This is a genomic window from Burkholderia sp. 9777_1386, assembly GCF_015712265.1.
GTDB lineage: Bacteria > Pseudomonadota > Gammaproteobacteria > Burkholderiales > Burkholderiaceae > Burkholderia > Burkholderia cenocepacia.
In genome coordinates, this window is the sequence record NZ_JACCQB010000010.1 from 38573 (window position 1) to 63048 (window position 24476).

Annotated in this window: 24 protein-coding genes and 2 tRNA genes; 18 read left to right on the plus strand and 8 right to left on the minus strand. The window is 68.8% G+C overall.

Features of this window, described 5'->3' with window-relative positions:
* The first annotated feature begins 504 nt into the window (after positions 1 to 504).
* From H0X91_RS10625 to H0X91_RS10650, 6 genes are all read left to right on the plus strand, one after another.
* Entirely contained in the window at positions 505 to 3663 is a 3159-nt protein-coding gene (locus H0X91_RS10625) for an Rne/Rng family ribonuclease (protein ID WP_196433023.1), read from the plus strand.
* A 130-nt stretch (positions 3664 to 3793) separates the two neighbouring features.
* The gene (gene moaA / locus H0X91_RS10630) at positions 3794 to 4906 is read left to right on the plus strand and encodes a GTP 3',8-cyclase MoaA (protein ID WP_006488636.1); all 1113 of its coding nucleotides are present in this window, start codon (positions 3794 to 3796) and stop codon (positions 4904 to 4906) included.
* Positions 4907 to 4928: 22 nt separating this feature from the next.
* A complete protein-coding gene (gene mobA / locus H0X91_RS10635) occupies positions 4929 to 5546 on the plus strand; it encodes a molybdenum cofactor guanylyltransferase MobA (RefSeq protein WP_196433024.1) in 618 nt (205 codons plus the stop codon).
* 111 nt (positions 5547 to 5657) lie between these two features.
* Positions 5658 to 6956: a molybdopterin molybdotransferase MoeA gene (moeA, locus tag H0X91_RS10640; RefSeq protein WP_020979931.1), complete on the plus strand. Its 1299-nt coding sequence runs from the start codon at positions 5658 to 5660 to the stop codon at positions 6954 to 6956.
* Between the two features lie 39 nt (positions 6957 to 6995).
* Complete coding sequence (locus H0X91_RS10645) at positions 6996 to 7271, plus strand: hypothetical protein (protein WP_006476519.1); 276 nt, start codon at positions 6996 to 6998, stop codon at positions 7269 to 7271.
* Positions 7268 to 7753, plus strand: a complete 486-nt coding sequence (locus H0X91_RS10650; RefSeq protein WP_048987069.1) for a GNAT family N-acetyltransferase — start codon at positions 7268 to 7270, stop codon at positions 7751 to 7753. Before H0X91_RS10645 ends, H0X91_RS10650 begins: the two co-directional genes overlap by 4 nt.
* Before the next feature lie 90 nt (positions 7754 to 7843).
* Here the strand turns inward: H0X91_RS10650 and rmuC are convergent, their stop codons facing one another.
* From rmuC to pncB, 5 genes are all read right to left on the minus strand, one after another.
* Positions 7844 to 9319: a DNA recombination protein RmuC gene (gene rmuC / locus H0X91_RS10655; protein ID WP_006486198.1), complete on the minus strand. Its 1476-nt coding sequence runs from the start codon at positions 9317 to 9319 to the stop codon at positions 7844 to 7846.
* A complete protein-coding gene (locus H0X91_RS10660; protein WP_006486189.1) occupies positions 9316 to 10305 on the minus strand; it encodes a 2-hydroxyacid dehydrogenase in 990 nt (329 codons plus the stop codon). The genes rmuC and H0X91_RS10660 overlap by 4 nt, the downstream gene beginning before the upstream one ends.
* Positions 10306 to 10386: 81 nt before the next feature.
* Complete coding sequence (locus tag H0X91_RS10665; protein WP_058902108.1) at positions 10387 to 11817, minus strand: sodium:proton antiporter; 1431 nt, start codon at positions 11815 to 11817, stop codon at positions 10387 to 10389.
* Positions 11818 to 11860: 43 nt separating this feature from the next.
* Complete coding sequence (locus tag H0X91_RS10670) at positions 11861 to 12523, minus strand: LutC/YkgG family protein (protein ID WP_006486205.1); 663 nt, start codon at positions 12521 to 12523, stop codon at positions 11861 to 11863.
* Between the two features lie 87 nt (positions 12524 to 12610).
* Positions 12611 to 13810: a nicotinate phosphoribosyltransferase gene (gene pncB / locus H0X91_RS10675; RefSeq protein ID WP_006486197.1), complete on the minus strand. Its 1200-nt coding sequence runs from the start codon at positions 13808 to 13810 to the stop codon at positions 12611 to 12613.
* Between the two features lie 290 nt (positions 13811 to 14100).
* On the opposite strand from pncB, the gene fdxA reads away from it, so the two are divergent.
* The 8 genes from fdxA (at position 14101) to H0X91_RS10715 (ending at position 18468) form a co-directional block, all read left to right on the plus strand.
* Positions 14101 to 14424, plus strand: a complete 324-nt coding sequence (gene fdxA, locus H0X91_RS10680) for a ferredoxin FdxA (protein WP_006496521.1) — start codon at positions 14101 to 14103, stop codon at positions 14422 to 14424.
* Positions 14425 to 14526: 102 nt separating this feature from the next.
* Positions 14527 to 14602, plus strand: a tRNA-Asn gene (locus tag H0X91_RS10685).
* A gap of 72 nt (positions 14603 to 14674) precedes the next feature.
* Positions 14675 to 14750: transfer RNA gene (locus tag H0X91_RS10690), tRNA-Asn, on the plus strand.
* A 127-nt stretch (positions 14751 to 14877) separates the two neighbouring features.
* Positions 14878 to 15363, plus strand: coding sequence for a CreA family protein (locus tag H0X91_RS10695; RefSeq protein WP_058902106.1), 486 nt, complete (start codon positions 14878 to 14880; stop codon positions 15361 to 15363).
* Between the two features lie 20 nt (positions 15364 to 15383).
* Positions 15384 to 16289, plus strand: a complete 906-nt coding sequence (locus H0X91_RS10700) for an AraC family transcriptional regulator (RefSeq protein WP_196433025.1) — start codon at positions 15384 to 15386, stop codon at positions 16287 to 16289.
* A 127-nt stretch (positions 16290 to 16416) separates the two neighbouring features.
* Complete coding sequence (locus tag H0X91_RS10705; RefSeq protein WP_006496522.1) at positions 16417 to 17184, plus strand: AzlC family ABC transporter permease; 768 nt, start codon at positions 16417 to 16419, stop codon at positions 17182 to 17184.
* The gene (locus tag H0X91_RS10710) at positions 17181 to 17519 is read left to right on the plus strand and encodes an AzlD domain-containing protein (RefSeq protein ID WP_006486204.1); all 339 of its coding nucleotides are present in this window, start codon (positions 17181 to 17183) and stop codon (positions 17517 to 17519) included. Before H0X91_RS10705 ends, H0X91_RS10710 begins: the two co-directional genes overlap by 4 nt.
* Before the next feature lie 160 nt (positions 17520 to 17679).
* Positions 17680 to 18468, plus strand: a complete 789-nt coding sequence (locus H0X91_RS10715) for a DUF4088 family protein (protein ID WP_196433026.1) — start codon at positions 17680 to 17682, stop codon at positions 18466 to 18468.
* A gap of 135 nt (positions 18469 to 18603) precedes the next feature.
* On the opposite strand, the gene H0X91_RS10720 is transcribed toward H0X91_RS10715, so the two are convergent.
* Positions 18604 to 19005, minus strand: coding sequence for a hypothetical protein (locus H0X91_RS10720; RefSeq protein WP_006486212.1), 402 nt, complete (start codon positions 19003 to 19005; stop codon positions 18604 to 18606).
* A gap of 264 nt (positions 19006 to 19269) precedes the next feature.
* Between H0X91_RS10720 and H0X91_RS10725 the strand changes: the two genes are divergently transcribed.
* The 3 genes from H0X91_RS10725 to fumC all read left to right on the plus strand — a co-directional run bounded on the left by H0X91_RS10725 (position 19270) and on the right by fumC (position 22602).
* The gene (locus tag H0X91_RS10725; protein WP_006486208.1) at positions 19270 to 19488 is read left to right on the plus strand and encodes an RNA-binding S4 domain-containing protein; all 219 of its coding nucleotides are present in this window, start codon (positions 19270 to 19272) and stop codon (positions 19486 to 19488) included.
* A gap of 136 nt (positions 19489 to 19624) precedes the next feature.
* On the plus strand, positions 19625 to 21013 hold the full coding sequence (norM, locus tag H0X91_RS10730; protein WP_006496523.1) for a multidrug efflux MATE transporter NorM: 1389 nt from the start codon (positions 19625 to 19627) through the stop codon (positions 21011 to 21013).
* Between the two features lie 194 nt (positions 21014 to 21207).
* Complete coding sequence (gene fumC, locus H0X91_RS10735; protein WP_006486188.1) at positions 21208 to 22602, plus strand: class II fumarate hydratase; 1395 nt, start codon at positions 21208 to 21210, stop codon at positions 22600 to 22602.
* A gap of 46 nt (positions 22603 to 22648) precedes the next feature.
* Here the strand turns inward: fumC and H0X91_RS10740 are convergent, their stop codons facing one another.
* Together H0X91_RS10740 and H0X91_RS10745 are read right to left on the minus strand one after the other, a co-directional pair.
* Positions 22649 to 23161 carry an acyl-CoA thioesterase gene (locus H0X91_RS10740; protein WP_006493265.1) on the minus strand — a complete coding sequence of 171 codons (513 nt, stop codon included), beginning with the start codon at positions 23159 to 23161 and terminating at the stop codon, positions 22649 to 22651.
* A gap of 130 nt (positions 23162 to 23291) precedes the next feature.
* The gene (locus tag H0X91_RS10745) at positions 23292 to 23432 is read right to left on the minus strand and encodes a hypothetical protein (protein WP_006486199.1); all 141 of its coding nucleotides are present in this window, start codon (positions 23430 to 23432) and stop codon (positions 23292 to 23294) included.
* A gap of 186 nt (positions 23433 to 23618) precedes the next feature.
* On the opposite strand from H0X91_RS10745, the gene H0X91_RS10750 reads away from it, so the two are divergent.
* Complete coding sequence (locus H0X91_RS10750; RefSeq protein ID WP_048985197.1) at positions 23619 to 24326, plus strand: ArsR/SmtB family transcription factor; 708 nt, start codon at positions 23619 to 23621, stop codon at positions 24324 to 24326.
* Positions 24327 to 24476 lie beyond the last annotated feature (150 nt).

A 24476-nucleotide genomic window follows, 5' to 3' on the forward strand; every position in this document is an offset into this window, starting at 1 on the left:
AACGGAAAGTTGGTTGAAAAGAATTTGATCGGCAGCCGACGGCGCGCAGTGCGTCCGCAGGCTGCCGGTTGCGAAAATTACGGCGTTGCGCCCGATTTGGCCCCGCGAAGCGTGCGGGGCTTGGCGACGTCAAACCAGGGAAGTACACCCCAAGCGGGAAAGTCGGGCTGGATTCGATACTCCCCGCTGCGGCCCAAGCCGCAGCATCTGCCGCCCGTCGGCGCGCGCGACGCATTGCGCGCGCCCGTGGCAATGCCCGGACAGGCTTAGCGCGCTTTTGCAGCGTGCGGTGTGTGAACGCCGTGCTTTGAAGCCGTATTCGCAGGTGCCCTATGGCCGCCGGCCCCGTCTTTCGGGCCCAAGCGCCTCTTCAGGCAATTCTCCCCGCCAGCATTCCCGCTCCAGCGTGCTCGTGACAACACAACAAGGTGCGGCCTGTCGTCGTTCCCGCCCTCGCGCCTGACAACCGCGAGGCGCCGGCAGCGGAGCCGCCTGGAGTCGTTCATGAAACGCATGCTGTTCAATGCGACGCAGCAGGAGGAGCTGCGCGTCGCCATCGTCGATGGGCAAAAGCTCATCGACATCGACATCGAAACCGCCGGGCGCGAACAGCGCAAAGGCAATATCTACAAAGGTGTCATCACCCGTATCGAGCCGTCGCTCGAAGCGTGCTTCGTCAACTACGGCGAAGACCGCCACGGCTTCCTGCCGTTCAAGGAAGTCGCCCGCCAGTACTTCAAGGAAGGCATCGACATGCGCTCCGCGCGCATTCAGGATGCGCTGCGCGAAGGCCAGGAGCTGATCGTCCAGGTCGAGAAGGAAGAGCGTGGCAACAAGGGCGCCGCCCTCACCACCTTCATCTCGCTCGCCGGCCGCTATCTCGTGCTGATGCCGAACAACCCGCGCGGCGGCGGCGTATCGCGCCGGATCGAAGGCGACGAGCGCCAGGAACTGCGCGAAACGATGGCGCAGCTGCAGATTCCGGACGGCATGAGCATGATCGCCCGTACCGCGGGCATCGGCCGCAGCGCCGAGGAACTGCAGTGGGACCTGAACTACCTGCTGCAACTGTGGCGCGCGATCGAGGCTGCCTCGCAAAGCGGCAACGCCGGCCAGCCGATGCTGATCTATCTGGAATCGAGCCTCGTGATCCGCGCGATCCGGGACTATTTCCAGCCGGATATCGGCGAAATCCTGATCGATACGAACGAAATCCATGATCAGGCCCGTGCCTTCATGGACATCGTGATGCCGGACAACGTCGCGAAGGTGAAGCGCTATCACGACGACGTGCCGCTGTTCTCCCGCTTCCAGATCGAGCACCAGATCGAAACCGCGTACTCGCGCACGGTCCCGCTGCCGTCGGGCGGCGCGATCGTGATCGACCACACCGAAGCGCTCGTCGCGATCGACGTGAACTCCGCACGCGCGACCAAGGGCGCGGACATCGAGGAAACGGCCACCCGCACGAACCTCGAAGCGGCCGACGAAGTCGCCCGCCAACTGCGCCTGCGCGACCTCGGCGGCCTGATCGTGATCGATTTCATCGACATGGAATCGGCGAAGAGCCAGCGTGAAGTCGAGCAGCGCCTGAAGGACGCGCTCAAGCACGACCGTGCGCGCGTGCAGATGGGCAAGATCTCGCGCTTCGGCCTGATGGAACTGTCGCGCCAGCGCCTGCGCCCGGCGCTGTCGGAAGGCAGCCACGTGACGTGCCCGCGCTGCAACGGCACCGGCCACATCCGCGATACCGAATCGTCCGCGCTGCAGGTCCTGCGGATCATTCAGGAAGAAGCGATGAAGGAAAACACCGCGGCGATCCACTGCCAGGTGCCGGTCGAGGTGACCGCCTTCCTGCTGAACGAAAAGCGTCAGGAAATCAACAAGATCGAGTCGCGCTTCAAGGTCGGCATCGTGCTGATCCCGAACAAGCACCTCGATACGCCGCACTACAAGCTCGAGCGCCTGCGTCACGACGATGCGCGCCTCGACGATCCGCGCGCATCCTGGAAGATGGCCGAGGAAGCGGCCCGCGAGCTCGAATCGGAAACCGGCTACAGCAAGCGGGCGGCCGAAGTGAAGCCGAAGCAGGAAGCCGCGGTCAAGGGCATCACGCCCGAGCGTCCGGCACCGAGCCCGGCTCCGCAGCGTCCGGTCGAGCCCGTTGCCGCCCCCGCCCCGGCGCCCGTCGCCGCGGCAAGCGGCGGCTTCATCGGCTGGCTGAAGGGCCTGTTCGGCGTGTCGCCGGCACCGGCGCCCGCACCGGTCGCGCCGGCACCGGCGAAGGAGCAGGCAGCCCGTCCGGCGCGCGAGCGCACGGAAAAGACCGAGCAGCGCGGCGGCGATCGCAATCGCAACCGTCGCGGCGGCGCCCAGCAGCCGCAAGGCGGCCGCGACCCGGCAGCCGCAGGCCGTGGCCAGCCGCAACGCCAGGAACGCGAAGGCAAGGAAGTGCGCGAATCGCGTGAAGGCCGTGAGCCGCGCGAGGGTCGTGAGCTGCGTGAAGGTCGCGAGGGCCGCGAAGGTCGTGAAAACCGTGAGGGTCGCGAGGGCCGTGGCCCGCGTGAAGGTCGCGAGCCGCGTGAAGGCCGTGAGCCGCGCGAACCGCGCGAGAACCGCGAACCGCGCGAGCGTGCCGAACAGCCGGAAGGCGTCGAAGCAACCGGCCGTGGCGAGCGTCAGGAACGCGGCGAGCGTCGCGAGCGCGGCGAACGCCGCAAGCCGACCCAGCACGCAGCCACGCTCGAAACCGTCACCCGCGGTGAAAACCATCCGGAACCGGAAACCGACAAGGTGGCGGCAGAAGCCCTGCCCGGCGCGGAACTGGCAGCCGATGCGGAAGCCGGCGCACGTGACGGCGAAGAACGCCGCCGTCGCCGTCGCGGCCGCCGCGGCGGTCGTCGCGAGCGCGAGGAAGACGGCGCAGTCGAGCAGGCCGAACAAGGCGCCGAAGGCGAAGTCGCCGCGCAAGCGGTGACGCCGGCCGCCCCGGTCGCTGCCGAACCGGCTCACACGGCCGCGCCGGCAGTCGTCGCGGCCGTGGCAAGCGCGGTCGCCGTGGAAGCCGTCGCCGAGCAGCATGCCGCACCGGCCGCTGTCGAAGCGCAGCCGGCACCGGCCCTCGCCGAAGTGGCTCCGGCCGCCCCGGTCGAGCCCGTCGCCGCCCAGGCAGCCGAACCGGCACCGGTCGCACCGGCCGTCGCGGAAGCAGGCCCGACGCCGGTCGCGGTGTCGCCGACCGATGCGTTCGAAGTGCCGGCAGCCGCTCCGGTCGCTGCCGAGGCGCCGCAAGCCGCACCGGTCGAGCAGGCTGCACCGGCTGCCGTGGCGATCGAGACCGCTCCGGTGGTGGTCGAAGCCGCGCCGACGGTGGCCGAGGCACCGGTCGCAGCCGCGCCGGTCGAGGCCGTCGCCGCACCGGCACCGGCACCGGCACCGGCTCCCGCCCCCGCACAACCGGCAGCCGCGCCCGCTTCGGCGAGCCTGGACGTCGTGCTGGAGCAGGCCGGTCTCGTCTGGGTGAACACGGACGCCGACAAGTTCGCGGCCGCGCAGGAAGCCGCATCGCGACTCCCGCGCCCGGCCCGCGTGCCGCGCGAACGCAAGGTGCTGCCGCCGGCCGATACGGCGCCGATGCAGCAGGTCGAAACGACGCACCACTAACGGCGCATCGCCCGACCAGGAAAAGCCCGCCTCCGGCGGGCTTTTTCATGTCCGCGCTGCGGGTTTCCGCCCACCGGACCCACCGGCCGGTTGCGGCTAAAATAGAGGCCTGGTTCGCACTTCTTCCAACATGTCCCGACGCATCATTCCTCTCGCCGACGTCAGCGGGATGCCGGACGTCTCCGGCGTCGCGCATGCCCCCGACGGCACGCTGGCCGACACGTTCGCCAGGCCGCTGCGCGACCTGCGCATTTCGGTGACGGACCGCTGCAATTTCCGTTGCGTGTACTGCATGCCGCGCGCGGTCTTCGACAAGGACTACCCGTTCCTGCCGCACAGCGCGCTGCTCACGCACGAGGAAATCGAGCGCGTGGCGCGACTCTTCGTCGCACACGGCGTCGAGAAGATCCGTATCACGGGCGGCGAACCGTTGCTGCGCAAGAACCTCGAATTCCTGATCGAGCGCCTCGCGCGCCTGACGACGCATGCCGGCCGCCCGCTCGACCTGACGCTGACGACCAACGGCTCGCTGCTCGCACGCAAGGCGCGCGCGCTGAAGGACGCCGGGCTCACGCGCGTCACGGTCAGCCTCGATGCGCTCGACGACACGCTGTTCAAGCGCATGAACGATGCGGAGTTCGCGAGCGCCGACGTGCTCGACGGCATCTTCGCCGCGCAGGCCGCGGGCCTCGCGCCGGTCAAGGTCAACATGGTCGTGAAGCGCGGCACCAACGACAGCGAGATCCTGCCGATGGCCGAGCGGTTCCGCGGCACCGGCGTGATCCTGCGTTTCATCGAATACATGGACGTCGGCACGTCGAACGGCTGGAACATGACCGAGGTGCTGCCGTCGGCGGACGTCGTCGCGCGCATCGCCGAACATTTCCCGCTGGTGCCGCTCGAGCCGCACACAGCGGCCGAAACCGCGCAGCGCTGGGGCTATGCGGACGGCAGCGGCGAGATCGGCGTGATCTCGAGCGTCACGCAGGCCTTCTGCGGCGATTGCACGCGTGCCCGGCTGTCGACCGAAGGCAAGCTGTACCTGTGCCTGTTCGCGTCGGCCGGCCACGACCTGCGTGCGCTCGTGCGGGGCGGCGCAAGCGATGCAGAGATCGCGACTGCGATCGCGCGCATCTGGCAGGCGCGCACCGATCGCTATTCGCAGCTGCGCGGCAGCGCCTCGGCCGACGCCACGCCCGACGGCGCCGGCAAGCGCGTCGAAATGTCGTATATCGGCGGCTGACGCCTCTTTCCGCCTTCACACGATGCCCGCTTCCGCTTCTCCGTCGATCGCCGGCCTGCTGCTCGCAGGCGGCCGAGCGACCCGCATGGACGGCGTCGACAAGGGCCTGCAACTGCTCGACGGTACGCCGCTCGCGCTGCACGTGCTGCGCCGGCTGTCGCCGCAGGTCGACGAGACGCTGATCAGCGCGAACCGCCATGCCGATCGCTATGCCGAGCTCGGTGCGCCGTTCGACGCGCGCATCGTCGCAGACGAAACGCCCGACTTCCCCGGGCCGCTCGCGGGCCTGCTCGCCGGCATGCGCGCGGCGCGCGCGCCGCTGGTCGCGTGCTCGCCGTGCGATACGCCGTATCTGCCCGCCGACCTCGTCGCGCAACTGCATACGGCGCTGGACGCACAGCAGGCCGACATTGCGATGGCGGTCACCGTCGACGCGCAGCAACTGCGCTCGCCGCAGCCGACGTTCGCGCTGCTGCGCACGTCGCTGGCCGACGATCTGGCCGCGCGCCTCGCGGCCGGCGACCGCAAGGTGCGTGCGTGGTACGCACGCCACAAGACGGTCGAAGTCGAGTTTCGCGACGAGCGTGCGTTTTACAATGCCAACTCCTGGCAGGAACTCGCCGCGCTGGCCCGCCGCTGACGGCCCCGTGCCGTTCCCGCCCGGCGCCCGCCACACGCGAAACCCGCGCCCAGGCACCCTCCTCGCGCCACCGGCCACGAACCCGATACGCCTTGCGGCGCAGTCCGACTGATGATCACGCAATCCTCGCCCGCCTCCCGAACCGCACCCGACCCCGACGTCCCGCTGTCGCTCGCCGACGCGCAGGCGCTCGCGTGCCGCTTCGCGGTGCCCGTCGACGCGTGCGACACGGTGACGCTGCGCGATGCGCTCGACCGCGTGCTCGCGGTCGACGTGAGCGCGCCGTTCGACATTCCCGCGTACGACAATTCGGCCATGGACGGCTATGCGTTCGACGGCGGCAGCGCGGCACTCGCGTCGCCGCAGGGCGAGGTCGCGATGCCGGTCGCCGGCACCGCATTCGCCGGCCATCCGTTCGACGGCGCCGTGGCAGCCGGTGCATGCGTGCGGATCATGACCGGCGCGCCGATGCCGGCCGGATGCGACACCGTGATCCCGCAGGAACGCGTGCGCGTCGAGGGCGACACGATCCGCTTCGCCACGCGCGACGTCGCGCGCGGCGCGAACTGCCGCAAGGCCGGCGAGGATCTCGCGCGCGGCGCCTGTGCGCTCGCCGCGGGCCGCGTCCTGCGGCCGTCTGATCTCGGTCTGCTCGCGTCGTTCGGCGTCACCGACGTCATGGTGCGCCGGCGCGTGCGCGTCGCCGTGTTCTCGACCGGCGACGAGCTGCGCGAGCCCGGCGAACCGCTCGGCCGCGGCGCGCTGTACGACAGCAATCGCGGGATGCTGATCGCGATGCTCGAACGCCTGCACGTGGATGCGATCGATCTCGGCATCGTCCGCGACGACCCGGCCGCGCTCGAAGCCGCATTGCGCGACGCCCTCGCCGCGCAGGCCGATGCGGTCGTCACGTCGGGCGGCGTGTCGGTCGGCGAAGCCGACTTCACGCGCGACGTGATGGCGCGGCTCGGCGACGTGACGTTCGCGAGCCTTGCGCTGCGGCCCGGCCGGCCGCTCGCGTGCGGCACGCTCGCACGCGCGGCCGACGGCGCCGGCCACGCGCTGTTCTTCGGGCTGCCCGGCAATCCGGTCGCGTCCGCCGTGACGTTCTACGCCATCGTGCGCCCCGCGCTGCTGACGCTGGCCGGCGCGCAGACGCCGCCACCGGCGATGTACACGGCGCGCAGTACGCAGCCGTTGAAGACGCGCCCCGGTCGCACCGAATACCTGCGCGGCATCGCGACGCGCGCCGCCGACGGCCAATGGCACGTCGTACCGGCCGGATCGCAAAGCTCCGCGTCGCTGAGCGGCCTCGCAGACGCCAACTGTTTCATCGTCCTGGGCCACGATACCGCGGCAGTCGACGCGGGCGCCCCAGTCGACATCCTGCCGCTCGACGGCCTGATCTGAATTCCACTATCGGTATATCTCTACGGGGGCAATCCGCACATGAAGAAACAAATCTCGTCGATCGCCGCGGGACAGACCGCGAAGGCGCTGATTCTCGTCTACCTGACGTTCAGCGTGCCGATCGTGCTGCTCGGCATTCTCGTCGCGTACATCCGCTACGGGATGGTCGAACTGAGCACGATCCTGAGCGCGCTGCTGCTGAACGCGATCCTCGGTTTCGTGCTGCTGTGGATTGCGTGCCACGCGTACAACTGGGTCGCGTCGCGCTTCGGCGGCATCGAAATCGTGCTGTCCGATCCACCGGAGGAAGCGTGAGCGGCACGCCGCTGATCCGCGCGGCCGCCCCGCGCGACGTCGGCGCGATCCTCGCGCTGATGCGCGAGCTGGCCGAGTTCGAGAAGCTCACGGATCTGTTCGTCGCGACCGAAGCCGATCTCGCCGACGCGCTGTTCGGCGAGCACCCCGCGGCCGAAGCGCTGGTGGCCGAGCGTGACGGCGCGATCGTCGCGTACGCGCTGTTCTTCCACAACTATTCGACGTTCGTCGGCCGCCGCGGACTCTATCTCGAGGATCTGTACGTGCAGCCGTCGCAGCGCGGTACGGGCCTCGGCACCGCGATGCTGCGTCATCTCGCGGCACTCGCCGTCGAGCGCCGTTGCGCGCGCTTCGAGTGGTCGGTCCTCGACTGGAACCAGCCGGCAATCGATTTCTACGAGAAGATGGGCGCGACCGTGCTGCCGGAGTGGCGCATCGTACGCGTGACGGGTGGCGCGCTGGACACGCTCGCCGCGCATTGAGCGCGGGCCGGCCACGCCGGCGATCGCTGCAAAAGAAAACGGGCGCCGCGGCGCCCGTTTTTTCTGTCCGGCGGCTGCCGGCAACGCGTGTCATGCATCGTCCGCATCGGCGCCTTCGGCCCCTTCCGCGCCGAGCAGCCCGGCCGCCGTATCGCCCGGCAACGCCTCGACCTGCTTGAGCTTGCGGTTCATCACGCGCGTGCGCTGCTCGGCCGCCTCGATCGAACGCGTGACCGTTTCGAGCTGCGACTTCGTGCGCGCGAGCACGTCGCCGAACTTGCCGAACTCGGTCTTGACCGCGCCGAGCACCTGCCACACCTCGCTCGAGCGCTGCTCGATCGCGAGCGTGCGGAACCCCATCTGCAGGCTGTTCAGCAGCGCGGTGAGCGTGGTCGGCCCGGCGACCGTCACGCGATAGTCGCGTTGCAGCAGGTCGGTCAGCCCCGGCCGACGCAGGATCTCCGCATAGAGCCCCTCGGTCGGCAGGAACAGCAGCGCGAAATCGGTCGTGTGCGGCGGCGCGACGTACTTCTCGGCGATCGTGCGCGCTTCCATCCGCACCCGCGCCTCGAGCGCACGCGCCGCCTCCTCGACCGCCACCGCATCGGCGCGCTCCTGCGCGTCGATCAACCGCTCGTAGTCTTCGCGCGGAAATTTCGCGTCGATCGGCAGCCACACCGGCGGCGCGTCGCGCGTGCCGGCATCGCGGCCCGGCAGCCGGATCGCGAATTCGACGCGCTCGGTACTCTTCGGCACCGTCGCGACGTTCTTCGCGTACTGCTCGGGTGTGAGCATCTGTTCGAGCAGCGCTTCGAGCTGCACCTCGCCCCAGGTGCCGCGCGTCTTCACGTTGGTCAGCACCTTCTTCAGGTCGCCGACGCCGGCCGCGAGGGTCTGCATCTCGCCGAGCCCGCGATGCACCTGCTCGAGCCGGTCCGACACGAGCTTGAACGATTCGCCGAGCCGCTGCTCGAGCGTCGCGTGCAGTTTCTCGTCGACGGTGCGGCGCATCTCCTCGAGCTTCGCCGCGTTGTTCGTCTCGATTTCCTTCAGCCGCTGTTCGAGCGTCGCACGCACTTCACCGATCCGGCGATCGTTCGCCTCGGTCAGTTGCGTGAGCTGCCGGTGCAACGTGTCGCCGAACAGCCGCAGCGCGCCCGTCTGCTCCTCGCGCGCCTGCTGGGCCTGGCGCTGCACGCTCTCGCGCATCGCGTCGAACTGCTGCGCGTTGCCGGCGACGAGCTTGCCGAGCTGCTGCGCGAACCCCTCGATCTGGTTGTTCTGCACGGTCGCCACGCTCGTCAGTTGCGCGGCGAGCGTCTGCTGCAACTGCGCGAAGCTGCCGGCCAGCTCGGTACGCGAGCCGCGCGCATTTTCGACGATCTCGCCGCGCAGTTCGCGCTCGAGCCGCTCGACCGCGCGTGCCTGCGCATGCGCGGCGTCCTCGATCTGGTCGCCGAGCACGGCCGCATCGTCGTGGCGGCCGCCGCGCACGAGCGCGACGATCGCCACCGCGAGCGCGACAGCGAGCACGACGACCGCCGCAAGCAACAACGTCATCGTCATGCGCGCGGCTTCCCGATCACGTCAGGGTTGATCGGATTCGGCGGCCGCCCCGCCCGCGGCCCCTCGCCCAGCGCGGCGATCAGGTTGTCGGCGGCGAGATCCGCCATCGCGCGGCGGGTCTTTTCGGTGGCGCTTGCGATATGCGGCGTCAGCACGACGTTCGGCACCTCGAGCAGCGCCGGATGCACGCTCGGCTCGCCCTCGTACACGTCGAGGCCGGCTGCGGCGATCGTCCCGTCGCGCAGTGCAACGGCCAGCGCCGCATCGTCGACGATCCCGCCGCGCGCGATGTTGGTCAGCGTCGCCGTCGGTTTCATCTTCGCGAGCTCGGCCGCGCCGATCGTGTGATGGTTCTCTTTCGTGTACGGCAGCACGAGCACGACATGATCGGCGCGCGCGAGCAGCGCATCCTTCGACACGTATTCGGCATTCAGCTCGGCTTCGATCTCGGGCGCGACCCGCGACCGGTTGTGGTAGATCACCTGCATCCCGAAGCCGCGCGCGCGGCGCGCGAGCGCCTGGCCGATGCGACCCATCCCGATCACGCCGAGCGTCGAGCCATGGATGTCGGCGCCGAGAAAGCCGTCGTACGCCCACTTCTGCCAGTGGCCGGCGCGCAGCCAGTGTTCGGATTCGGCGATCCGGCGCGCCGCGGCCATCATCAGCGCCCAGCCGAAATCGGCGGTCGATTCGTTCAGCACGTCGGGCGTATTGGTGCCGAGCACGTTCGCCGCGTTGAATGCGGCCATGTCGAAGTTGTTGTAGCCGACCGCCATGTTCGCCACGACGCGCAGACGCGGCGCCGCCGCGAGCGTGGCCGCGCCGACCGGGTCGCCGGCCGTCAGCGCGCCGTCCTTGTCGGCCAGACGCGCGGCGAGCGCGTCGGGCGCGAGCGCGTCGCCGTCGTTCCAGTCGACTTCGAAATACTGCTTGAGCCGTTCGATCACGTCCGGAAAGATCGGACGCGCGACCAGGATCTTCTGCATCGCCATCTCCGCATGCCGCGGCCGGATGGCGGCGCACCATGCGCCGCCGGGACCGCCCGCTCGGGGTTGAAAATCGTCAGCTTACGCCGTGAAGAAAAGCCACGACGTCAGCAGGAATACCGGTATCAGCACGACGAGCGCCCAGCCGAGGTACGCGAAGAAGCTCGGCATCTTCACGCCGCGCGATTCGGCGATCGCCTTCACCATGAAGTTCGGCGCGTTGCCGATGTAGCTGTTCGCGCCCATGAACACCGCGCCGGCGGAAATCGCGGCGAGTGTCGACGCACCGGTCGTCATCAGCGTCCGCGCATCGCCGCCCGCGAGGTTGAAGAACACGAGATAGGTCGGCGCGTTGTCGAGGAACGACGACAGGATGCCGGTCGCCCAGAAGTACATCGCGTCGATCGGCTTGCCGTCGGGCCCCGTGACGAGATGGACGATCTGCGCGAACGCGCCATCCGCGCCGGCGCGCAGGATCACGATCACCGGCGCGATCGTCACGAAGATGCCCGCGAACAGCTTCGCGACTTCCTCGATCGGCGCCCAGTTGAACGCGTTGCCCTCGCGCGCGGAACGCGGCGTCAGCGCGAGCGACACGAGCGTCACGACCACGAGCGCGACGTCGCGCACGAGATTCTGCAGCGCGACGTGCGTGCCCCACACGTCGAACGAGATGCCCGGCTTCCACACGCCGCTCATCAGCACGAGCGCGATCACGGCCGCCAGCAGCACGAAGTTGACCTTGCCGTCGATCGACAGCGCCGCACCGTCGGGCGTCGGATCGAGCGCGGCCGGCCGCTCCTCGCCGCCCTTCCGGTAGAAGTACGTATCGAGCGCGAAGAACAGCGTCAGCAGCACCACGCAGATGAACAGCATCGGCAGCGCGAGATGTGTGGTCGTCCAGAAGAAGCTCACGCCGTTCAGGAAGCCGAGGAACAGCGGCGGATCGCCGAGCGGCGACAGCGAGCCGCCCGCGTTCGCGACGAGGAAGATGAAGAAGATCACGACGTGCACGACATGCTTGCGGTTGTCGTTGGCGCGCAGGAGCGGCCGGATCAGCAGCATCGCGGCGCCCGTCGTGCCCATCACGCTCGCGAGCAGCGTACCGAGCGCGAGTATCGCGGTATTCAGTTTCGGCGACCCATGCAGGTTGCCGTTCACGCAGATGCCGCCCGCGACCGTATAGAGCGCGGTGAGCAGCACGATGAACGGAATGTATTCCTCGAGCAGCGCATGCACGAGCGTGCCGAACGCGGTGCCGATGCCGAACGCGACCGCGAACGGCGCGAGGAACACGATCGCCCAGCCGGCGGCGATCTTGCCGAAGTGGTGATGCCAGAACACGGGGGCGACGAGCGGGAACAGCGCGATGGACAGCAGGATCCCGGCGAACGGGATGCCCCAGAGCGCAGACAGCGTGGCACCGTCGAGCGTGGCGGCCGATGCAAGCGCGGGAGCGGCGCCAAGCGCGATTCCCGACGCCATGCCCGCCCAGGCGGCATGTCGTTTCATGCAGAACTTCCTTGTTCGAGTAGGGGTGAATGCAGCGGGCGCGTCATGCGCCCCGTACGACGATCGCGTGCACGCGGTACGGGCCGTGTGCGCCCAGGATGATCGTTTGTTCGATGTCGCCCGTGCGCGACGGGCCGGACACGAAATTGACCGCGCGCGGCAACTCGCCGCGCTCCGCGCGAATCAGCGCGAACGCGTCTTCATGACCGGCGACGATGCGCGATGCCGGCACGATCGCGATGTGGGTTTCCGGCAGCAGGCCGGCCGATGCGTAAGTGTCGGGGCCGGACAGCAATACCAGCGACCCCGTTTCGGCGGTCGCGCAAAAGCAGCCGGTCAGGCCGACCAGATCGCCGTCGCGCGGCTTGCGGCACTCGACCGACAGGCCCGCGCCGGCCCAGTCGAGATCGGCGAGCGTGCGCCAAGCGATGGCCTGCGTCGGCAGGCCGTGAGCGGCAAGATAGCGGGCGGCGGCGGCAGGCACGTCGGCCAGCGTCGCGACTTCGTCGACCGTGGTCGACAGGCGCGCCGCTTCGTCGACGAAAGCGGCGACGAGGTCGGCCGGCGCCGGCGGGCGCGGCCCCTCCGGATGACGGGCGAGATAGTCGGCGACGCCGTCGCGCTCCGCTGCATCGGGTTCGGCCGCGCGCCCCTGCGCCGCACGAATGCGCGCGAGGATCTGGCGACGGGCAGCGGAAGTGTCCATGAACGGTCCTCGTGACGGTGGCGGGCAATACGTCGGATTATACCGACCGCCCCTGCCGCGACGCACCTTCGGCCGAACGGCCGGCGCCTACTTCGACGCGTCTTCCTCGACCGGCTGCGCGATGCCGAACACCTGCCGCAGGTACGCGAGATACGCCTTGTCGTCGCACATGCTCTTGCCCGGCGAATCGGACAGCTTCGCGACCGGCTGCCCGTTGCAGCGAACCATCTTGATCACGATCTGCAGTGGCACGTAGCCGAGATCGTTGGTGAGGTTGGTGCCGACGCCGAACGCGAGCTTGCAGCGGCCGCGGAACCGTTCGTACAGCTGCATGACCTTCGGAATGTCGAGCGCGTCCGAGAACACCAGCACCTTGGTGCGCGGGTCGCACCGGTTCGCTTCGTAGTGGCGCAGCATCCGCTCGCCCCACTCGAACGGATCGCCCGAATCGTGGCGCGCGCCGTCGAACAGCTTGCAGAAGTACATGTCGAAGTCGTTCAGGAACGCGTCCATGCCGTAGACGTCCGACAGCGCGATCCCGAGGTCGCCGCGATATTCCTTCGCCCACATCTCGAAGCCGTAGATCTGCGAATCGCGCAGCCGCGGGCCGAGCGCCTGGCACGCCTGCAGATACTCGTGCGCCATCGTGCCGAGCGGCGTGATGTCGTGCTTCATCGCGTACAGCACGTTGCTCGTGCCCGCGAACTGCGGCCCGAGCCCGTCGCGCAGCGTGAGCGCGACTTCCTCGTGCCAGACCTTCGAGAAGCGCCGGCGCGTGCCGTAATCGGCGATCTTGCAGTCGGCGAACTCGGGCTTCGCGCCGAGCAGCTTGATCTTCTCGCGCAGCCGTTCGCGGCCTTCGCGATAGTCGGGCTCGCGCTGCGTGTTGCGGAAATAGACTTCGTTGACGATCGCGAGCACCGGGATCTCGAACAGGATCGTATGCAGCCACGGCCCCTCGATCACGATGTCGATCTCGCCGTTGCCCTTCGGCGACGGCGTGACCGAGATGTACTTCTCGTTCAGGTGGAACAGCGCGAGGAAATCGACGAAGTCGCTCTTGATGAAGCGCATCCGCCGCAGGTAATCGAGTTCGACGTCGGAAAAGCGCAGCGAGCACAGGCCGCGCACCTCGTCGCGAATCTCGTCGATGTACGGCACGAGATCGACGCCGGGCGTACGGCACCGGAAGCGGTATTCGACGTTTGCAGCGGGAAAGTGATGCAGGACGACCTGCATCATCGTGAACTTGTAGAGATCCGTGTCCAGCAGCGAAGTGATGATCATGATGACGGCACCGCCAATATCATGACCGGGCCCCGGCGCACCGCGCGCCGCCCGGTCTGTCGGTCATGTTACCCGAATGCGGGCCGGACCATCGTGAAACCGCCCTCGCCGCCGGGCCGCGTCGCGCCGCCGCCGGGTGCGCGGGTATCCGCGTTGCGCACGCCATAAACTAATCACGAAACGATATAAGCCGGATAGCCGACCACGTCATGCGGGTTTTGCGCTTCAGTTACAATGCCGCTTTTGGCGCAAACGCCACCCCATATATACCGCCAAGCAGGAGCGTTTTAATGACTCACGTTGTGACCGAAGGCTGCATCAAGTGCAAATACACGGATTGCGTGGATGTGTGCCCGGTGGATTGCTTCCGTGAAGGTCCCAACTTTCTCGCCATCGATCCGGACGAGTGCATCGACTGCGCCGTGTGCGTCGCCGAATGCCCGACCAATGCGATCTATGCCGAAGAAGACGTTCCGACCGACCAGCAGCAGTTCACCGAGCTGAATGCCGAGCTGGCGAAGAATTGGCCGTCGATCACGAAGACCAAGCCGGCGCCGGCCGACGCGGACGAGTGGAAGGACGTGCAGGAGAAGCTGCACCTGCTCGAGCGCTGATCGCGCGGCGGCCGCAAAAAATTTCATGCGGCGCGGCTCCAAGGTGTTGACAGGTTAGCGAACACTCCATACAATCTCGTTTCTCTGCTGTTGCTTGTTTGTTCCCCGATAGCTCAGTCGGTAGAGCGCCGGACTGTTAATCCGTAGGTCCCTGGTTCGAGCCCAGGTCGGGGAGCCAAAAACGCAAAGGCCCGTTGAAAGTGGACGGGTTTTTTGTTGGAACACACAACACGCAGATGTACCGATTTATTCCCCGATAGCTCAGTCGGTAGAGCGCCGGACTGTTAATCCGTAGGTCCCTGGTTCGAGCCCAGGTCGGGGAGCCAAACAGCGAAAGGCCCGTCATTCGACGGGCCTTTTGTTTTTCCGGCCGCCGTTCCCTCTTCCCGCTTTTCGTGGTCCGGTCATGCGCATGCTAGAGTTTCTGTCCCGCATTCGCATCCGGTTCCGTCGATGAAGCATCGCCTCTTCCGTTTCGCCCCCGTCGCCCTCCTGTTCTCCGCCGTCGCCGCCGCACCGTTCGCGCACGCGGAGGAAGTCGGCAGCGTCAATACCCATTTCCGCGTCACGGGCTCCGATCGCGTGGTCGTCGAGGCCTATGACGATCCGGTCGTGAGTGGCGTGACCTGCTACGTGTCGCGCGCCCGCACCGGCGGGATCAAGGGCACGCTCGGCGTCGCCGAGGATCCGAGCGAAGCGTCGATCGCGTGCCGGCAGGTCGGCCCGATCAGCTTCAAGGAACCGCTCAAGCAGCAGACCGACGTGTTCAGCGAACGCATGTCGTTCATCTTCAAGACGCTGCACGTCGTGCGCGTGATCGACAAGAAGCGCAACACGATCGTCTACCTGACCTACAGCGACCGTATCGTCAGCGGCAGCCCGAAGAACGCCGTGACCGCGGTGCCGATGCCCGCCGGCACGACGATTCCGGTCAAGTAAGCCCGCTCCCGCGCCCGATCATGTCCGCCGCCCGCCTCCCCGATTCCGCACGCTACTGGCGCACGCCGCTCGTGCCGGACGCGGATCTGCTCACGGCCACCTATCGCGATCACGCGTTCGCGCCCCACTGGCACGACGCGTACACGATCCCCGTGATTCTCGAAGGCGCGGAACGCTTCACCTATCGCGGCACCGGCTACGTCGCCGAAACGGGCACCGTGCCCGTGATCAATCCCGGTGAAGTGCACACGGGCTCGCGTGCCGCCGACGAAGGCTGGTGCTATCGCGTCAGCTACATGCCGGTCGAATTCATCCACGAACTCGCGAGTACGATCGCGGGCCGCCCGCAGGATGCACCGTGGTTTGCCCCCGACGTGATCCGCGACGCCGATCTCGCGGCCCGGCTCACGCTCGCGCACCGGATGCTGGAAGCCGGCAGCGAGCGCGCGCTGTCGTCGCAGGCCGATGCGGCCGGACAGCCGGCCGGCGATCCGGCCACCGGCGCGCCGCGCATCTACGATCCGCTCGCCGCCGAAACCGCGATGCTCGACGCGCTGTCGACGCTGATCGTGCGCCACGCCGACGTACGGCCGCGACCCGCGCCGCTCGCGGCCGACGAGCCACGCGTCGACGCGATGCACGAGCGGCTCGCCGCCGACCTGATGTCCACGGTGACGCTCGACGAGGTCGCGCAGGCGGCCGGCCTGTCGCCGTTTCACGCGGCGCGCCTGTTCACGCGTACGACCGGCATGCCGCCGCATGCGTGGCGCAACCAGTTGCGGCTGCAGCGTGCGCTGGCGCCGCTGCGCGCGGGCGTGCCGGTCGCCGATGTCGCGGCGGCCAGCGGCTTCGTCGACCAGAGCCACTTCACGCGGCATTTCAAACGGATGTTCGGCGTGCCGCCCGGGCGCTGGCAGGCAAGCTGACGCGCGGCTTCCCGCCGTCGTCGGCCGCACGGCCGCCCGCGCCGGCCGGCACGCGGGCGCCGGCCCCGTTCCGACGGGCGCAAGAACATACAAGCCGGCCCGCCACCGGCCCGCTATCCTCCCGCTCATGGAGGAGCGCTTCTTGAACAAGACACCCGCATCGCCCCCGCGCCGCCCGCTCAACGAATGGCTCGACGGCGCGCGCGACACGATTCCGATGATGATCGGCGCCGCACCGTTCGGCGTGATTTTCGGCACGCTCGTCGGCGGCGGCCCGCTCGCCGCCTGGCACGGCGCGCTGATGTCGCTCGCCGTGTTCGCGGGCTCCGCGCAGTTCATCGCACTCGGCCTGATCGCCGGCAGCGCGAGTTTCGTCGTCGTGCTCGCCACGACACTGATCGTGAACCTGCGCCACCTGCTGTACAGCGCGACCCTCGCGCCCTATGTCGCGCACCTGCCGCTGCGCTGGCGCGCGACGCTCGGCGCGTTGATGACCGACGAGGTGTTCGCGGTCGCGTACGGGCACTATCGGCACTACCCGCCCGGCACGATCGGCCCCCACTACTTTTTCGGCTCCGGGCTCGCGATGTACCTGAACTGGCAGGTCTGGACGCTCGCGGGCATCGGCTTCGGCGCGGCATTCCCGGGCCTGCAGTCGCTCGGCCTCGATTTCGCGATGGCGGCGACCTTCATCGCGATCGTCGTCCCGCAGCTCGGCACGCTGCGCTATTTCGCGGCGGCCGCCACGGCCGGCACGCTCGCGTACTTCTGGCAGGGCTGGCCGTACAAGCTCGGGCTGCTCGGCGCGGTCGCCGTCGGCGTCGCGATCGGCGTCCTGCTCACGCTGCTGCACGATCGCACGCGCGCCGGCTCGCGCTCGGAGGCCGCATCGTGAGCTACGCGCTGTTGATCCTCGGCATGGCCGTCATCACGTATGCGATCCGCTCGACGTTGTTCCTGTTCGGCGAGCGGCTGACGTTCCCGCCGCTCGTGCGGACCGCGCTCGGCTTCGTGCCGGTCACCGTGCTGACCGCGATCATCGTGCCGATGACCGTTTCGCCGCACGGCGGCACGGCCGAGCTGACCTGGCGCAATCCGCAACTCGTCGGCGCGCTCGCCGCCGTGCTGGTATCGGCCACGACCCGCCGCCCGCTCGTGACGATCGCCGCCGGACTCGTGGTGTTCTTCCTGTGGCAAGGGGTCGTCCTCCCGCACTGGCTGCCCGCCTGAGCGCTCGCTCGATCGCGCCCGCTCAAGTTTCCGCCCGGTGCGCCGATATAGGAGATGAAGACCCGCCACCGGCCTCGGCGCGCACCGGTCAGTCGACGCTGCGCCCGCCCCGGTGCGCCGTGCCGGCGCCGGCCTGCGCGGGCCGCCATCGAGACGATTCATGGGCCAGATCACCCTTTCCCTCAAGGACGACACGCTCGAGTCCCTGCGCAAGGACTACGATGCGTTCGTTCGCGTGTCGCTGAAACTCGACCCGCAATTCGCGACGCCGTCGTTCGAGGATTTCCTGCGCGCCAAGCTGCTCGACAACATGGTGCCGCTGACCGAGCACGCCGTGCAGCGGATGCTGCAGGGCGGCCAGTACGCATGGGCGAAGCGCACGCTCGACAAGGAATTCCCGGACGTCGTCGCGATCCTGATGCGGCAGGCCGGCGAATTCGGCTTCGGCTTCGCGTCGCGCTCCGAGTGGACGCCCGACGAACTCGCGAAGGCCTGCCGCGACTGGGCGAAGGCGATCGTCGCCGAAGCGCAGGGCGACGAGTCGCTGATCGATCCGCTCGCGTCGCAGATCAAGGGCGCGGCGCAGGACATCCAGACGCTCGAGGAATCGATGCAGACGCCGGCGTGGCGGCTCGCGGAATCGCTGCGGCAACGGATCTACGAAGCCAAGCTCGCGTGCGAGATGAGCGTCGGCAGCACCGCGCGCGACAAGCTCGGCGAACTGCGCGGGCTGCTGCGGCTTGGGCTCGCGCACGGCTCGTTCCAGAAGCAGGAAGCCCAGCAGATCATGGAATACCTGCGGCTGCTGAAGCCGGAGATCTTCGTCGAGGAACCGTACGACGTCTTCGCGCGGCTCGCCGCGTGGCTGCGCAGCGTGTTCACACCGGCCGCCGTGCGGCCGGCCCAGGGGCAGGGACAAGGGCAAGGGCAAGGCCCGCGCCGGCCGTGACGGCTCGCCCGTCCCGCTGAACCTTTTACCTCATGAAAAAGGCCCGGCTCGCGTCAAGCGAACCGGGCCGCCGGACGATCGCCGGTCGCGACGCACCGCCCGAAGGCGAGCGTCGCGACAAGCGCCGGGCATCGCTTACTGCGTGGCGCCCTGAGCCGATGCCCCGCCCTGCGCGCCGACCGATGCGCCGCCCTCGGTCGCCTCGTCGGCCTTCGCCTTGGCCGAACCGGCATGGCTCTTGGCCGACTTCGCCGCATGCTTCGTGTGCTTCTTGGTCGAATGGACGGCCGACGACGTCGTATCCTTCGCGCCATCGGCTGCCGCGCCGACCGCATCGGTCGCAGCACCTGTCGCATTGCCCGACGCGTTCGCGCCGGCCCCGCCCTGCGCGCCTGCACCGACACCGGCCGCCGGCGTCTGCGCCTGCACGCCGGCACCGGCTGCGCCTTGCGCCGTCGTGCCCGTCTGGGCGAATGCGGCCGAAGTGGCGAACGCCGTCAGCGCGGCACCGATCAGCATCGTACGAATCTTGGACATGGCAATTCTCCTCAAGAAGTTGTCCGCCCGGGCCGCCGTTGCGGTCCGTCGCGTCCCCGCCGCAACACGCAGCAGGTACGACAGAAGACCGGCGGCCCGCGCGGCCGGTTCGCCAATCTCTCAGACTGTTACCCACCGTTTCATTTGCTGACGAATCGCTCACAGTCCTTTACATCCGCCGGCAGCCAGCCGCGCTCGCGTGCCGGCCCGCGGTGCCGTATGATGCGGGGCGTTTCCTCCCGCGCGTCGCGCACCTTCCTCGTCATGCCCAATCTGGATTTCACGCTGACCGGCGAATACGTCGAGCTGCACAACCTTCTCAAGATCACCGGCCTCGCGGACAGCGGCGGCACCGCGAAGCTGATCGTCGCGTCCGGCGCCGTGAAAGTCGACGGCGCGGTCGAGCTGCGCAAGACCTGCAAGATCCGCGCGGGCCAGGTCGTGCTGCTCGGCGACACGCGCATCGCGGTGCGCGAGGCCTAGCCCCGCCGCGTTCCCCCTGCCTGCGACATGGCCATCGATGCACGCGTTCGACACGGTACGAATAAAGCCGTAAGCTAACCGTCTCTCAAAATAAATACATATAGCGCGGGCCCGCACCCGCGCGAGCGCCCATTCCATGTCGCATTCCGGTTTCACGCGGACGGCCGCCGCGCCGCCGTCCCTGTCCAGTCATGCCGCCGATACCGCACGCCTCGCCGCGCCGCTCGCGATCGCGCAACTTTCCCAGATGGCGATGAGCGTCACCGACACGGTGCTGCTCGGCTCGCTCGGCCCCGATTCGCTCGCGGCGGGCGGGCTCGGCGCGAACTTCTTCTTCGTGATCGTGACGATCCTGCAAGGGGTGCTGTCGTCGGTCAGCGTGAGCGTCGCGCATGCGCGCGGCGCGCAGGCCGAGGACCGCGTGCCGCACATCTACTGGACGGGCTTCGCGCTGTCCGTGCTGCTCGCGATTCCGGCGATCGTCGCGCTGTCGCTCGCCGAGCCGATCCTGCTGATGTTCCACGAGCCGCCGCTGCTCGCGCATCACGTCGGCGAATACACGGGCATCCTGCGCTACGCGGCGCTCGGCAGCCTGATCGGCGTCGGGCTGATGCGCGCGTTCCTGCCGGCGATCGGCGCCGCGCGGCGGCTCTTGTGGGTGTCGATCGGCGGCGTCGGCGTCAACGGCGTGCTGAACTACGGGCTGATCCACGGCGCATTCGGGTTGCCGCGCCTCGGTTTTCTCGGTTCGGCCGTCGCGACAACGATCACGATCTGGCTCACCGCGCTCGCGCTGATCTGGCTGCTGCACGGCCGGCAGCGCTTCCGCCATTTCGTGACCGCGGCGCGCCCGAAGCTGCCCGTGATGGGCGAGCTGATCGGCATCGGCTGGCCGGTCGCGATCACGTACGGGGTCGAATCGACGCTGTTCCTCGCCACCGGCCTCACGGTCGGCGTGCTGGGCGCGACGTCGCTCGCCGCGCACCAGATCGCGCTGAACGTCGCGTCGGTATCGTTCATGGTGCCGCTCGCGATCGGCCAGGCGGCCAACGTGCGCGTCGGCTACTGGGTCGGCGCGGGCTCGCCCGTCGCCGCGCGGCACGCGGGTTTCGTCGCGCTCGCGCTCGGCGTCGGCTTCATGTCGCTGTCGGGCCTCGTGATGATCGTCGCGCCGCACACGATCGTCGGCCTGTACCTGCACCTCGACGACCCGGCCAACGCGGCCACGGTGTCGCTCGCCGCGTCACTGCTCGGCATCGCCGCGGTATTCCAGATCGTCGACGGGATGCAGACCGTCGCGTCGGGTGCGCTGCGCGGCCTGAAGGACACGCGCATCCCGATGCTCGCCGCGACCTTCGGCTACTGGGGCATCGGCTTCCCGACCGGCTACTGGTTCGCGTTCCACGCGGGCCTGGGCGCGCGCGGCCTGTGGTGGGGGCTGGCGGCCGGGCTCGCGAGCGTCGCCGCGCTGATGGCCTGGCGCTTTCACCGCAAGACCCTCTCGCTCATCGCGACGGCGCGCTAGGGCCGGTTCCCGCTCGTCGCGGGCTTGCGCCTGCCCCAGGCGCGACACGACGCAAAATCGCGGCCGGCGCTATGCTTGTCGGTTGAACACCTCGAGACGCCGCGCCAGCGGCGCGACTGCCTCACGATACGTCTGATTACGCCTGACGCCGCGCGACGACGCGCGGCCTTTCCCCTTTCCAGGAGGAGTGCATCATGAATGAAGCAGTTCGGATGGAACGCGACACGTTCGGCGAGATCGCCGTGCCGGCCGATCGGCTCTGGGGCGCGCAGACCGAGCGCTCGCTGCAGAATTTCCGGATCTCGACGGAGAAGCAGTCGCCCGAGCTGATCCACGCGCTCGCGATCGTCAAGCGCGCCGCGGCGGCCGTCAACCAGTCGCTCGGCGTGCTCGCCGACGACAAGGCGCACGCGATCATCGCAGCCGCCGACGAGATCATCGCCGGCAAGCATCCGCGCGAATTCCCGCTCGCAGTGTGGCAGACGGGCTCCGGCACGCAGACCAACATGAACCTCAACGAGGTGATCGCGAACCGTGCGAGCGAACTGATGGGCGGCGAGCGCGGCGAAGCGCGCAAGGTGCATCCGAACGACGACGTGAACCGCGGCCAGTCGTCGAACGACGTGTTCCCGACCGCGATGCACGTGGCGGCCGCGTATGCGATCGTCAATCACCTGCTGCCGGCGCTGCGCACGCTGCGCGCGACGCTCGACGCGAAGTCGAAGGCGTTCGCCGACATCGTGAAGATCGGCCGCACGCACCTGCAGGACGCCACGCCGCTCACGCTCGGCCAGGAATTCTCCGGCTATGTCGCGCAGCTCGACCAGGGCATCCGTCACGTCGAATCGGCGCTGCCGCATCTGTACGAGCTCGCGCTCGGCGGCACCGCGGTCGGCACGGGGCTGAACGCGCACCCGGAATTCGCGGTGCGCGTGGCCGACGAGATCGGCCGGCTTACGAAGCTGCCGTTCGTGACGGCGCCGAGCAAGTTCGAGGTGATGGCGGCCGCCGATGCGCTGGTCTTCGCGCACGGCGCGCTGAAGACGGTCGCAGCCAGCCTGATGAAGATCGCGAACGACGTGCGCTGGCTCGCGAGCGGGCCGCGCTGCGGGCTCGGCGAGCTGTCGATTCCGGAAAACGAGCCGGGCAGCTCGATCATGCCGGGCAAGGTGAACCCGACGCAGTCGGAAGCGGTGACGATGCTGTGCTGCCAGGTGTTCGGCAACGATGTCGCGGTCAACGTCGGCGGCGCGAGCGGCAATTTCGAGCTGAACGTGTTCCGGCCGATGATCGCGCACAACGTGCTGCAATCGGTGCGCCTGCTCGCCGACGGCGCGCAGAGCTTCAACGATCACTGCGCGGTGGGCATCGAGCCGAACCGCTCGCGGATCGACCTGTTGCTGAACGAATCACTGATGCTCGTGACGGCGCTCAATCCGCACATCGGCTACGACAAGTCCGCGCAGATCGCGAAGAAGGCGCACAAGGAAGGCACGACACTGAAGGCGGCCGCGCTCGCGCTCGGCTACCTGACCGAGGCGGAATTCGATGCCTGGGTGCGCCCCGAGCAGATGATCGGGACGCGGTAACGGCAGGACGGCGGGCGCGGCGCGACGAGCGCGGCGCCCACGGCACTCAGACGGTGCCCTTCGCGACTTCTTCCGGCTTCATCTCGACGATCTTGTCGAGCGCGGCCCGCACGTCGGCCGCATATTTCGCGAGCACGCGCTGCTCGTCGGTTTCGGGCACGAACGGCGGCACCGGCACCGGGTTGCCGTTCTCGTCGACCGCGACGAACACGACGAGGCAATCGGTCGTCTGGCGCAGCACGCCGCCCTTCGGATCGCCGGCGTGCACCGACACGTGGATGTGCATGCTGGTACGCCCCGTCGCGACGACGCGCGCCTTCAGCTCGACCAGATTGCCGACCAGGATCGGACGCTGGAAACGGATGTTGCCGACGCTGACCGTCACGCAATAGCGGCTCGACCAGACCGCCGCGCACGCATACGCGACCTCGTCGATCCACTTCATCAGCGCGCCGCCATGCACCTTGCCGCCGAAGTTCACGGACGAAGGCTCGGCGAGGAAGCGGAATACGGTTTCGGTGCGGTCGAGGGCGGCCGGCACGGGGGACGGTTGGGACATTGTTCTGGCTCCAGGCGACAGGGGCGCTGTGATCGGGCCATTATACGTTGCACTGCGGCAACGCGTCGCGGCAAGCCCCGCGTGGCGGGGCTGCGGCGGTCATGCCGACGCGCGCGGGGAGCGGCGCCGGTCAGCGGCGCACCGTGATGCCCTGGTCGATCGTCCCGTACATCTCGATACTGCCGCCGCGCTCGCCGGTCGCGCCCGCGCCGCCCTGCGCACACGCCGCGCATACGAGCGCGGCGGTCAACACACAGAAAATCGTCTTCATCGTTGCATCGCGTCACATGCGGCGGCCCGCTGCCGCCGCGTCCGGCCATTCTACGCGTGCCCTGCAACGGGCCGCAGCCCGTCCCCGCAGGGGCGTCGCGGCCGCATCCGACATTTCATCCGGAAGCGAAACATCGAATGCGCGCACCGACTACACTGCCTTCATCCCGCTCGACGAGGTACGACGATGACCGATCAAGACGACCACCATTTTCCGGGCCTGAGCCGCATCGGCGCACTGATCGCCGATCCCGGCCGCGCCGCGATGCTGTGGGTGCTGATGGACGGCAGCGCGCGGCCGGCCGGCGAACTGACGATGATCGCGGGGCTGTCGCCGTCCGCGGCCAGCGCGCACCTCGCCCGCCTGACCGAGGGCGGCCTGCTGGCGCTCGACGTGCGCGGCCGGCATCGCTACTACCGCATCGCGTCGGCCGACATCGCGGCCTCGCTCGAAGCGCTGGCGAACGTCGCCCGCGCGGCCGCGCCGCACCGTCCGGTTCCGCCGCCGTCGCGCGCGGTCCCGGCCGAACTGCGCTACGCCCGCACCTGCTACGACCACATGGCAGGCGAGCTCGCGGTGCGCATCTTCGACGGCCTCACCGCGCGCGGCTGGCTGCTCGCGAACGGCGACGCGATCGAGACCACCGAGCTCGGCACGCAGGCGCTCGGACGATGGGGCATCGACGTCGCGCAACAGCGCGCGCGCCGGCGCCGCTTCGCGTGCGGTTGCCTCGACTGGAGCGAGCGGCGCTCGCATCTCGGCGGCGCGCTCGGCGCGGCGCTGCTCGAAAGCTTCTGCGCACACGGCTGGATCGAGCGCGCTGCCCGGCCGCGCGTGCTGCGCGTCACGGCGCCCGGCCGGCAGGTTTTCGATGCGTGGCTTACGTCCGCTTGACGCCGGCATTGCAGCCGCACGACAACGGCGCGCGATGGACAGGTTTTGTTACATCGCATGCCATTCGACTTACAAAACACCGTGCCTTGAAACAGGCCAAGCGGATATTGTGAACTCGACGGCACGAATCGACGCGCCGCGATCACGACA

What these genes read in the sequence shown, in the direction of transcription:
- H0X91_RS10625 (WP_196433023.1), top strand. Translation starts at nt 505, where the DNA reads ATGAAACGCATGCTGTTCAATGCGACGCAGCAGGAGGAGCTGCGCGTC.
- moaA (WP_006488636.1), top strand. Translation starts at nt 3,794, where the DNA reads ATGTCCCGACGCATCATTCCTCTCGCCGACGTCAGCGGGATGCCGGAC.
- mobA (WP_196433024.1), top strand. Translation starts at nt 4,929, where the DNA reads ATGCCCGCTTCCGCTTCTCCGTCGATCGCCGGCCTGCTGCTCGCAGGC.
- moeA (WP_020979931.1), top strand. Translation starts at nt 5,658, where the DNA reads ATGATCACGCAATCCTCGCCCGCCTCCCGAACCGCACCCGACCCCGAC.
- H0X91_RS10645 (WP_006476519.1), top strand. Translation starts at nt 6,996, where the DNA reads ATGAAGAAACAAATCTCGTCGATCGCCGCGGGACAGACCGCGAAGGCG.
- rmuC (WP_006486198.1), bottom strand. Translation starts at nt 9,319, where the DNA reads ATGACGATGACGTTGTTGCTTGCGGCGGTCGTCGTGCTCGCTGTCGCG.
- H0X91_RS10660 (WP_006486189.1), bottom strand. Translation starts at nt 10,305, where the DNA reads ATGCAGAAGATCCTGGTCGCGCGTCCGATCTTTCCGGACGTGATCGAA.
- H0X91_RS10665 (WP_058902108.1), bottom strand. Translation starts at nt 11,817, where the DNA reads ATGAAACGACATGCCGCCTGGGCGGGCATGGCGTCGGGAATCGCGCTT.
- H0X91_RS10670 (WP_006486205.1), bottom strand. Translation starts at nt 12,523, where the DNA reads ATGGACACTTCCGCTGCCCGTCGCCAGATCCTCGCGCGCATTCGTGCG.
- pncB (WP_006486197.1), bottom strand. Translation starts at nt 13,810, where the DNA reads ATGATCATCACTTCGCTGCTGGACACGGATCTCTACAAGTTCACGATG.
- fdxA (WP_006496521.1), top strand. Translation starts at nt 14,101, where the DNA reads ATGACTCACGTTGTGACCGAAGGCTGCATCAAGTGCAAATACACGGAT.
- H0X91_RS10695 (WP_058902106.1), top strand. Translation starts at nt 14,878, where the DNA reads ATGAAGCATCGCCTCTTCCGTTTCGCCCCCGTCGCCCTCCTGTTCTCC.
- H0X91_RS10700 (WP_196433025.1), top strand. Translation starts at nt 15,384, where the DNA reads ATGTCCGCCGCCCGCCTCCCCGATTCCGCACGCTACTGGCGCACGCCG.
- H0X91_RS10705 (WP_006496522.1), top strand. Translation starts at nt 16,417, where the DNA reads ATGGAGGAGCGCTTCTTGAACAAGACACCCGCATCGCCCCCGCGCCGC.
- H0X91_RS10715 (WP_196433026.1), top strand. Translation starts at nt 17,680, where the DNA reads ATGGGCCAGATCACCCTTTCCCTCAAGGACGACACGCTCGAGTCCCTG.
- H0X91_RS10720 (WP_006486212.1), bottom strand. Translation starts at nt 19,005, where the DNA reads ATGTCCAAGATTCGTACGATGCTGATCGGTGCCGCGCTGACGGCGTTC.
- H0X91_RS10725 (WP_006486208.1), top strand. Translation starts at nt 19,270, where the DNA reads ATGCCCAATCTGGATTTCACGCTGACCGGCGAATACGTCGAGCTGCAC.
- norM (WP_006496523.1), top strand. Translation starts at nt 19,625, where the DNA reads ATGTCGCATTCCGGTTTCACGCGGACGGCCGCCGCGCCGCCGTCCCTG.
- fumC (WP_006486188.1), top strand. Translation starts at nt 21,208, where the DNA reads ATGAATGAAGCAGTTCGGATGGAACGCGACACGTTCGGCGAGATCGCC.
- H0X91_RS10740 (WP_006493265.1), bottom strand. Translation starts at nt 23,161, where the DNA reads ATGTCCCAACCGTCCCCCGTGCCGGCCGCCCTCGACCGCACCGAAACC.
- H0X91_RS10745 (WP_006486199.1), bottom strand. Translation starts at nt 23,432, where the DNA reads ATGAAGACGATTTTCTGTGTGTTGACCGCCGCGCTCGTATGCGCGGCG.
- H0X91_RS10750 (WP_048985197.1), top strand. Translation starts at nt 23,619, where the DNA reads ATGACCGATCAAGACGACCACCATTTTCCGGGCCTGAGCCGCATCGGC.